We start from the raw sequence: 9637 nt of genomic DNA, 5'->3' as shown, positions 1-9637 counted from the left end.
CTTTTCCCGCAGGAGTCTTCGTCTTGCACTCCAATCAACAGCTAGAACAAGTTAAAAAGAACAACAAGTTTTATTCACCTAGAGCACATTTGTCCCAGCCTCTTCACTAAAAACTAAATTAGCAGAACTAGCAATCGTAGTAGTTGGAGTTGTTTCAGGTTAAACGTCTCCTGCACCTTGAATATTCATCATTTCCTCTGCGGAAAGCTCTTTAAAAGTCTACCCTGCCGAATGGTTGAATTTCGCATCGCAAAGTTCTGAATTTTTCCACGCCTTAATAATTTGCTCGTTTGACATTTTGATTCCTCCTATCTGATTTAAGGTACATGCAAAGTTTATCATCTGGATTATAATGGTAAAAATACACTTTTTATGAGATATTGCAATATATTTTTAATATTTAGACATAAATACATTACATTTTAAACGGAATTAATTAAAAAATTAAAATTGGGGGATTATTATGACTTCTACACTAAGCTATATTGCAACGATTATTTTGGCCCTTTCCGTCTTTTATTTCGGAAATTTTGTCGCTACAGAAGGAAAGGATGAAAGAGGACAACAAATACTAGGAAAGGCTAGTATTTGGACATATGTGCTCGTAACAGTTGGGTTTGTGAGCACCATAATTATGGAAGCTACAGCAGATCTTTCCGTGGAAGAGTTGATTGATGTTTTAACGATTATGTATGGCCTATTAGCCTTTGTACATTCGCTACTAATCTATTCGTTCAAAAAACAATTTTAATAAGAGGGGCTGGGGATTGTGGGATTGGAACTACGGAACATTTCTAAGACGTTTGGGGATTTTGTTGCTGTCAAAAGTTTAACTATACATGCGAGGGATAATCGTATTTTAGGACTAATTGGTCAAAATGGTGCTGGGAAGACAACTACATTTCGTATGATCTTGGGGCTTTTAACACCAGACTCGGGGGAAATAGTCTGGAATGAAAAAAAGGCAAGCTCCATTCATGCCAATTCTATTGGTTACCTTCCGGAAGAAAGGGGTCTTTATCCTGAAATGTCGCTAGAGGAGCAATTATTGTTCTTTGGTCAACTTCGTGGAAAAAAAAGAAAAGAACTATTGCCGCATATTAATAGGTGGCTAGAAAGATTGAAACTAGAAAGCAAACGGAAGCAAAAGGTCAAAACCCTTTCAAAAGGAAATCAGCAGAAATTACAGCTTATCAGTACCGTTCTTCATCAACCACAAATCGTCATACTTGATGAACCATTTAGCGGTCTAGACCCTGTCAACGCAGAAGCGCTGAAACAAATTGTATTGGAGTTAAAGGACATGGGGACGACAGTTATTTTTTCTAGTCACCGTATGGAACACGTAGAGGAAATCTGTGATGACATATGTATGTTGAAAGAGGGAGAATCTATTCTGCATGGAGATATCCTTCAAGTTAAGCAACAGTTTGGCACAAAGAAAATCATTTTACGCTCTCACCATACAGAACATGAACTGAAAGAACTTCCATTTGTAGACTCTGTCAAGAAAGAAATGGACAAGATGAACGTTTTTATCAAAAATAATCAGGATATTCAAAAAATGTTTAACTACGTTACGAAGGATGGATTTATTTCTACCTTTAGTGCAGAAACCCCTAGCTTAAATGAGATCTTTAAAATGAAAGTTGGTGGGCTTCATGCATAAGTTTTGGGTTCTTGTCAGCCAAACGTATAAAAGTAAAATAAAATCGAAGGCATTTGCCTGGACCACTCTTTTCACCATTTTAATCATGTTTGCAGGTGTTACTCTACCCGACCTTCTAAATAAATTAAATGAAAAGGAAGACATTGCATCTATTGCGGTCGTAGGAACAACATCAGAGGTTAAAGATTCCCTGGAAGCTAATTTAGAGGGGATTTCCGTAGAAGCTGTCAATAAAAAAGAAGAAGCGGAAGACCTTTTACACAGCGAAAAAGTAAGTGGATATTTAGAGATGAATGATGATCGTAATATATTAAAAACAAAAAATCCAGTCAATCCAGAAAATGTACAAATGGTTGCTCAAGCTCTGCAAATAAGCCAGGTTCAAACAGTTTCGAGCAACCTAAATGTATCAGGTACAGAACTCCAGAGCGCCTTAACATCGGTTCCATTAGAAACGGAAGTTATTAATAATGCAAAGAAATCGCTATCGGAGAAAGAACAAAATGCTGCTGAGAATATGGCAATCGGTATATTATTTTTATTATATACGTTCGTGACTTTATATGGAATGATGATTGCGATGGAGATTGCGAAGGAAAAAGGCTCTAGAATTATGGAAGTCATTATTTCAAGCTCCTCTGCAACCGCTCACTTTTTCGGTAAACTCGTGGGGGTTTTCCTTATCAGTTTGACTCAATTAGGTTTATTCGGGTTACTAGGATCTTTAATTATTAAGTACTTTGGGTCTGATGAGGTACAAAGTTTGATTATAGAAACAGTTCAAAGTGTTTCTCTTAGTGTCTGGATTTATGCACTTGTATTTAGTGTCCTTGGGTACTTATTCTATGGAATATTGGCCGCGTTTATCGGGTCCTTGGTTTCCAAGGTAGAGGATATAAATAATTACATGTCTCCTATCTCCTATGTTTTAATGATTGCCCTACTAGGTGCATTAGTTGGAATAAGCTCTCCATCTTCCATACTAATTACGATTGGGTCCTATATTCCCTTTTTCACCCCTATGCTTATGTTTATTCGAATTAGCCTATTAGAGACTTCAAACATTGAGATAATTCTTTCGCTTCTTCTATTAGGTGGTTCGGTTATTGCCTTAATGGCACTTTGCGTTAGATTCTATCAAGGAAGTGTTTTATTATACAGCAGCCAATCGCTGTTTAAATCTATCAAAAGCGCCTGGAAACTTGCCGCGGAGAAATAATATAATGGTCTAATTCGGAAGAACCTGTGGAAATAGGTATTCATTACTTTTTTAATAACTATTTTTAAAATATGAAAAGTAAACTACTAATTAGTCAATACAATTGAGGTAGAAAATAAAAGAACCGTTCATCTCTTTCTATGAATATAAATAAAAAGATGGACCCAAATTCGGATCCATCTCCTTCACTTACACTAATTCCTATATTTAATTAAAGCGCCTGTGCCGCTGTAATTAATGCTAATTTATACACATCTTCTTCATTACAACCACGAGAAAGATCGTTAACAGGTGCATTTAATCCTTGAAGGATTGGACCTACTGCTTCAAAGTTTCCAAGACGTTGTGCGATTTTGTAGCCAATGTTTCCAGCTTCAAGGCTTGGGAATACAAATGTATTAGCATCGCCTTTGATTTCAGAATCTGGAGCCTTTTTCGCTGCAACAGATGGAACAAAAGCAGCATCAAATTGGAATTCACCATCTACTGTTAATTGAGGTGCTTTTTCTTTTGCTAATGCTACAGCTTCCGTTACCTTTTCTGTTTCTGGAGACTTTGCTGAACCTTTTGTAGAGAAGCTTAGCATTGCTACTCGTGGATCGATATCAAACATTTCAGCTGTTTTCGCACTTTCGATAGCAATTTCTGCTAAGTCTTGGCTATCTGGCGAAATGTTGATTGCACAATCAGCAAAAACATATTTTTCTTCATCTCGAACCATGATAAATACGCCAGAAGTTTTGCGAACGCCTTCTTTTGTTTTAATAATTTGAAGAGCAGGACGTACAGTGTCAGCTGTAGAATGTGCAGCACCACTAACTAGCCCATGAGCTTGTCCCGTATAAACAAGCATTGTTCCAAAATAGTTACCATCTAATAGGATTTTCTTAGCATCTTCCTCTGTTGCTTTTCCTTTGCGACGCTCTACGAAAGATTGAACTAATTCATCCATTTTTTCATAGCTTGCTGGATCAATTACATCACAGCCATCAAGCTTTACACCAAGTTGCTCCGCCTTTGCAGACACTTCTTCTACGTTACCGATAACAATCGGAGTTAGCACAGCGTCTTCAGCTAAGCGAGAAGCAGCAGTAAGGACTCTTTCATCTGTTCCTTCAGGAAAAACAATCTTTAAATCTTTCCCTTTAATTTTATTTGTTAATGTAGTAAATAAGTTACTCATTATGAGGGACCTCCTTCATTTATAACTATCCATTTTTTAGAATACTCTTCTTATGTAAGATTTCAAGAAAAACACAGGATGTTACCGTTTACAACATTAATGTTCTTGTTTTCTGAAAATTAACTTCCATTAATCACCTTATTTATTTTGTTCAACCTGGCAGAAATTATCCATGGTTGTGTCATTTTCGTGGACATTAGGGTTTCTTATTCCTTATTCTCGGTCAAACTATGATATAGTAATGGTGGAAAAGAACTAAAATTAACATGTAGCTGTTTTATCAGCTGCTTAAATAGCAAAAGGAGTGTTTAGTATGGCAGAACCAGCTCAAACATTAGATGGTTGGTATTCTCTTCATGACTTACGTGCTATGGATTGGACTGCATGGAAGCTTCTTCCTAGTGAAGATCGTGAAGTGGCTATCGCAGAATTCCATCGCTTTTTAAATAAGTTGAACGTAACACAAGATGCAAAAGAGGGCAGTCATGCTCTTTACACAATTGTTGGTCAAAAAGCAGACTTTATGTTTATGATTTTACGCCCAACGATGGAAGAATTAAATGCTTTGGAAAATGAATTTAATAAACTAAAAATTGCTGAATTCACAATCCCTACTTTCTCTTACGTATCGGTTGTGGAATTAGGGAATTATATGCCTTCAGATGAGAATCCTTACGAGAATCCTCATGTTAGAGAAAGACTTTATCCGATCCTTCCAAAAGCAAACCATATTTGCTTTTATCCAATGGACAAGCGCCGTCAAGGAAATGACAATTGGTACATGCTTCCGATGGATGAACGCCGTAGCTTAATGAAAAGCCATGGCATGATAGGACGTCAGTATGCTGGAAAAGTAAAACAAATTATTACTGGCTCTGTTGGTTTTGATGATTATGAATGGGGAGTTACCCTTTTTGCAGATGATGTTCTGCAATTTAAAAAACTCGTATACGAAATGCGCTTTGACGAAGTAAGTGCTCGTTATGGTGAATTCGGTTCATTCTACGTAGGAAATCTATTAAAAGAAGATGCAATTGCTAAATTTCTTTCTGTATAAACAGTAAGGAAAGATGCCTGGCTCTCCTAGTCAGGCATCTTTTTATTTAGACTGTTTTTTTAAAGGCTCTTTTCTCATAGATTGTTTTTTTACTTATAAGTTCTTCCCGTTAATTCCATTTAAAAACAGCCTCTATTTATCAAGATTTTATAATCTAATTTTAGCTACTTTAAAGGTCGTACCTGCATCAGTACTTTTCTAAGTAAATATTTTATACCCAATGATTAAGAAGCGGAAATACCATCCATATCCCCTGCTTGCTTTACTAATGAGGAATTACTACATTATCCATTTACAAATTCAAGAACCTACAAGAATATTTTTAATCCTCCCTACATACGAATTAAATAGTGAGATTCTAATCCATAACCGAAATGCATTCATTGGCCTTCTAAAGTGAGGTGAAAAGATGGCTGTTATCGCATACAACGAAAGTGATGTAAAACTACTTGCCAGATTGATGAGAGCTGAAGCTGAAGGTGATGGCCAATTAGGAATGCTCATGGTAGGGAATGTTGGGGTAAATCGTGTACGTGTTAATTGTCTTGATTTTAAAGATATTACTTCCCTTCGAAAAATGGTCTATCAAAGGCCAGGTGGGTTTGAGGCGACACAGAAAGGTTACTTTTATCAACGAGCCCGACAGAAAGATATAGACCTTGCAAGAAAAACGATTAGGGGAATGCGCTACCACCCTGCTTCTAACTCCTTATGGTTCTTCCGTCCAGAAGGGAGTTGTCCTGTCCAGTGGTTTAATCAATACAACTCTGGACGCTATAAATCACATTGCTTCTTTAGCCCAACTCAAAGTGATTGTCCAAAAGCTTATTAAATTTAGAGGAGGTTTTCTAGTTGGCTGAACAGAAAAATCCGTATATGTACGGTTATAATCAACAAGCGGCTTATAATCCATATGGTCAATATTACGGTGCAGGGCAGGGGCAGGTCCAAAGCCCCTATTATATGCAGCAAGCCCAACAAGCAGGTGGCGCACAAATACCACAACCTACTAACGCTCCGTCACCATCCCAAAATGTACCTGGGATGCTACCGATTCAAGAGTCTTATATCGAAAACATCCTTCGACTCAACAAAGGAAAAGTAGCAACAGTCTATACTACTTTTGAAAACAATCAAGAGTGGAACGCGAAGGTGTTTAAAGGCATTATCGAGGCAGCAGGGAGAGACCATATAATTCTTAGCGATCCGCAAACGGGGAGACGCTACCTAATTTTAATGATTTACTTAGATTACGTCACCTTCGACGAAGAAATCGAGTATGAATATCCATTCGGTGGTGGCGGCGGACAAATGGCAAATTATTCACCAAGATAGTACATTTTATAGATTCATTAAAAAACAGACGCAAAGTGGAGAAAACCCTCCATTACAGCGTCTGTTTTTTATTGAAATTTTATAATGCCTTTACGGCAAATATGATAAGCAGAACCCACGCAGCCAAGAAGCTAACTCCACCTAATGGTGTTATGGCACCCAGTACTTTGATACCTGAAAGACTTAGTACGTATAAGCTCCCTGAGAACAAAATGGTACCAATTAACATTAACCAACCTGACCATGACAGTAAGGAGCTTGCTGACACATTTCCAATAAGTACTCCTACGATTAAAATTCCCAAGGCATGAAACATTTGGTATAGTACACCCGTATTCCATGTTTCAATATACTTTTGCGATATTTTCCCCTCTAACGCGTGTGCACCGAATGCTCCTAATGCCACAGATAAAAAAGCATTAATTGCTCCAATGATAATAAATGTTTTCATTTTCCCTCTCCTCCATCGTTTTCTGTAACTAGTTCCTGTAAATTAGATCACCTTTGCATCATGCAGACAGGGTCTTCCCCCCCCTACTGATGTAGTCACTTTGTTGGATGAGTATTCCGTTCACCCTGTCTACTCTTAAAAATCAAATAGCGAGTCACCATTCGCTCCATCATCTGTTTGTAGTCTTTCCTTTTCACTGACTTGAACAGTTTGCGTTGAAGGCTGTTGTGGTGTCTGTACATAGTTTATATTCGTTTGTGGAGATGTCGGTGGTATAAAAGAGCCGAGGTCAGAAGCACTCTCTTCTAACAACACTTCACATAACGCTTTTATAGAATAAACATGTTCTCGAACTTCTTGGCTCTTTTCAGCTACTTTCGCCTTACCTATTTCCGCTTCCATCTTTCTAATCAACGTTTGGTGAGTAATATTCAACTGTACAACCTCCTTTTATTGCCTGTCCCTCCACACTTTGACACATTAGCGAAGTCGGGGACGGACCTTGTACTATTTATTTTCCATATCAATTATCAAAAAAAAACTCATCTAACTAACTCTATAATGCCTTCCTATCTAACTGTTTTCAATCATACACACTCTAGCATAACAGATGCAACAGAATTGATACCATGCGAAACTATACCTATAGCGATTTTATTTGTTATCTTCTAGTCACAATATCTCCATATCTATAGTACTATTCTTCCTTTACCTCTTTGGCATGAATTTTAAGCAGGCTTGTCCGGAAGACCGAAGTACTACAACAGATGGCATTTCCTTTGACTTGAATCCATATCCAGTACAACCTCTTGGGTGAGCCTTCTGCCATGTAGTATAAAAATGCTTGCACTGAAAGCAGTTAATACGTTGACCTTTCGCTTGCACGTCACGCTTCCTCCCTTTTCACTCACTTTGCATTAAAAGAAGGATGCCCACTATAGTCGGACACCCTGCATCATACAAATTTCGAGTATTTTCAATGTTTCACGTGAAACATGTAAGTATTTGTCGCAATTCTGTATTTTTTACGATAAGCACCAATCAATTTCCTCTTCCCCTATCTCCTTCAAAAATTCATTTGCTTTGGAATAAGGCTTACTACCAAAGAATCCTCTATGTGCGGATAACGGGCTAGGGTGAGGCGATTCGATTATAAAATGTCTCGATGTATCAATAAGGCGCTTTTTACTTTGTGCCGGTCTTCCCCAGAGCATAAAGATAACTGGTTTTTCACGGTCATTCAACTTGTTTATAACTTGATCCGTAAACTGTTCCCACCCTTTTCCTCGGTGAGAATTAGCTTCCCCTTTTCGAACTGTCAGCACCGTATTTAATAAGAGTACACCTTGTTCAGCCCAGTTTACTAGCGAACCTTCCGTTGGCAAAGGACAACCGATATCACCTTGCAGCTCTTTGAACATATTTCGTAAGGAGGGGGGAATTGAGATATCCTTTTTCACAGAAAAACTTAACCCCTCCGCTTGATTCGGTCCATGATAGGGATCTTGTCCGAGCAAGACAACCTTCACCTCTTGATAAGGTGTAAATTGTAAACTATTAAAAATATCGTTCTTATTAGGATAAATCGTATTTTCACTATATTCTTTTTTCAAAAACTCTCTCAGCTTTAAATAATAAGGCTTTTGAAACTCTTCTCTCAACAGATTAGCCCAGTCATTTTTTAGATTTGTGATCAAATGAGACATCCTTTCTAGCTTTTATACTCTATTTTTATAGAATATCCAATTTGTTCAAAAAAACTTTTTAAAGACTTTTCTGCATTTTTTTCCGCGGCTTCTAGTATTCCCTGACCTACAGCTTCCTGCCTAATTTGTTCTTTCGCTTCTTCAGCGAGTCCAAATCCTTCCTGCCAATCAACTTCACTTCTAAACAGCCCTTCTACAGAAAAGGTTTTGATACTTTCCATGTCTAGTGATGGATCTTGAAGAATTTCAGCTTTTGGCAGTGTCATCGTTACTTCTTTGGCCTCTTCATCTACTTTTATATCATTTTCTGAAACCTTCTGCAGGTCTACACCTGCAAGTACACTTCCTGGTACGACAATTAATATCTTTCTCTTTGTGCCCGGTATATCAGCATTAATATCCTTACCAAACAGCTTATTGTCCTCTTGCTCAATTACTGCTTTTACAAAACCTTGGGCAGTCGCGAGCGAACTCATATCTTGAATCTGTTCTACGAAACTACCTTTCTCTTCTTGAAAAGTAGACCCCGAAAGCAATGTGTACACTCCTATCCCCGCGCCGGAAATAAGCAATACGAATAGTACTAACAACAAAATAAATTTACTTTTCCAAAGAGATAGGAATGATTTACCCACTTTCCACGTAGGAAATCTCGTCTTTCTTTTATGGTCAACGGCTATAGCAGCACTTGATTCATTTTCACTAGACTTCAACTCTTCTAGAATTGTTTCTATTTCTTTAATTTTTTCGGATTGATTGATCACTAACTTCACCTTCCCTTTCTTCTATTATATGAAATATTGTCGATTCATGGAAATATAAATAATGTAAATACTATTTATCAGATTTTGGGAATATATCTTATGTTTAAGCTGTTTGTATGAAAAAAAGTATTTTTAAGCATCGTAAAATCGTTTAGGATGAACAAAATGAATCGATTCTATACCACCTTGGCAATAAATTTGCTTTTTTTATAGTAGTAGATGGTGGCGGCTTGGTTTCAGCCGCCATGTGAGT

At 37.5% G+C, this 9637-nt stretch carries 11 protein-coding genes and 1 pseudogene; 6 read left to right on the top strand and 6 right to left on the bottom strand.

The window, feature by feature from the left end:
- Window positions 1-159: 159 nt before the first annotated feature.
- Window positions 160-219: pseudogene (locus ACFSUL_RS21365) on the bottom strand (mersacidin family lantibiotic); the annotation flags it as partial.
- A 244-nt stretch (window positions 220-463) separates the two neighbouring features.
- Here ACFSUL_RS21365 and ACFSUL_RS08365 point away from each other — a divergent pair.
- The 3 genes from ACFSUL_RS08365 to ACFSUL_RS08355 are packed head-to-tail and all read left to right on the top strand — an operon-like array spanning window position 464 to window position 2888.
- Complete coding sequence (locus ACFSUL_RS08365; RefSeq protein WP_377934456.1) at window positions 464-751, top strand: hypothetical protein; 288 nt, start codon at window positions 464-466, stop codon at window positions 749-751.
- 18 nt (window positions 752-769) lie between these two features.
- Window positions 770-1669 (top strand): ABC transporter ATP-binding protein, encoded by a 900-nt coding sequence (locus ACFSUL_RS08360; protein ID WP_377934454.1) that lies wholly within the window; start codon window positions 770-772, stop codon window positions 1667-1669.
- A complete protein-coding gene (locus tag ACFSUL_RS08355) occupies window positions 1662-2888 on the top strand; it encodes an ABC transporter permease (RefSeq protein ID WP_377934452.1) in 1227 nt (408 codons plus the stop codon). Before ACFSUL_RS08360 ends, ACFSUL_RS08355 begins: the two co-directional genes overlap by 8 nt.
- Window positions 2889-3099: 211 nt before the next feature.
- Here ACFSUL_RS08355 and pta read toward each other — a convergent pair whose 3' ends face one another.
- Complete coding sequence (gene pta, locus ACFSUL_RS08350; protein WP_377934450.1) at window positions 3100-4071, bottom strand: phosphate acetyltransferase; 972 nt, start codon at window positions 4069-4071, stop codon at window positions 3100-3102.
- A 313-nt stretch (window positions 4072-4384) separates the two neighbouring features.
- Here pta and hemQ point away from each other — a divergent pair, with 313 nt between their 5' ends.
- The 3 genes from hemQ to gerQ all read left to right on the top strand — a co-directional run bounded on the left by hemQ (window position 4385) and on the right by gerQ (window position 6463).
- Window positions 4385-5128, top strand: coding sequence for a hydrogen peroxide-dependent heme synthase (gene hemQ, locus ACFSUL_RS08345; protein ID WP_377934448.1), 744 nt, complete (start codon window positions 4385-4387; stop codon window positions 5126-5128).
- Between the two features lie 409 nt (window positions 5129-5537).
- Window positions 5538-5960, top strand: coding sequence for a cell wall hydrolase (locus ACFSUL_RS08340; protein WP_377934446.1), 423 nt, complete (start codon window positions 5538-5540; stop codon window positions 5958-5960).
- Between the two features lie 44 nt (window positions 5961-6004).
- Window positions 6005-6463, top strand: a complete 459-nt coding sequence (gene gerQ, locus ACFSUL_RS08335; protein ID WP_377934550.1) for a spore coat protein GerQ — start codon at window positions 6005-6007, stop codon at window positions 6461-6463.
- A gap of 79 nt (window positions 6464-6542) precedes the next feature.
- Here the strand turns inward: gerQ and ACFSUL_RS08330 are convergent, their stop codons facing one another.
- The 4 genes from ACFSUL_RS08330 to ACFSUL_RS08315 form a co-directional block, all read right to left on the bottom strand.
- Window positions 6543-6914 carry a DUF423 domain-containing protein gene (locus tag ACFSUL_RS08330; protein ID WP_071410454.1) on the bottom strand — a complete coding sequence of 124 codons (372 nt, stop codon included), beginning with the start codon at window positions 6912-6914 and terminating at the stop codon, window positions 6543-6545.
- Window positions 6915-7049: 135 nt separating this feature from the next.
- The gene (locus ACFSUL_RS08325) at window positions 7050-7349 is read right to left on the bottom strand and encodes a YwdI family protein (RefSeq protein WP_377934443.1); all 300 of its coding nucleotides are present in this window, start codon (window positions 7347-7349) and stop codon (window positions 7050-7052) included.
- Window positions 7350-7939: 590 nt separating this feature from the next.
- Window positions 7940-8608, bottom strand: coding sequence for a uracil-DNA glycosylase (locus ACFSUL_RS08320; RefSeq protein WP_377934548.1), 669 nt, complete (start codon window positions 8606-8608; stop codon window positions 7940-7942).
- A 17-nt stretch (window positions 8609-8625) separates the two neighbouring features.
- A complete protein-coding gene (locus ACFSUL_RS08315; RefSeq protein ID WP_377934441.1) occupies window positions 8626-9393 on the bottom strand; it encodes a DUF4230 domain-containing protein in 768 nt (255 codons plus the stop codon).
- Between the last annotated feature and the right edge of the window lie 244 nt (window positions 9394-9637).

The sequence above is a fragment of the Bacillus seohaeanensis genome, assembly GCF_042684945.1.
GTDB lineage: Bacteria > Bacillota > Bacilli > Bacillales > Bacillaceae_B > Rossellomorea > Rossellomorea seohaeanensis.
Note: the sequence above shows the minus strand (reverse complement) of the source record. Positions and strands in the feature narration are given on the sequence as shown.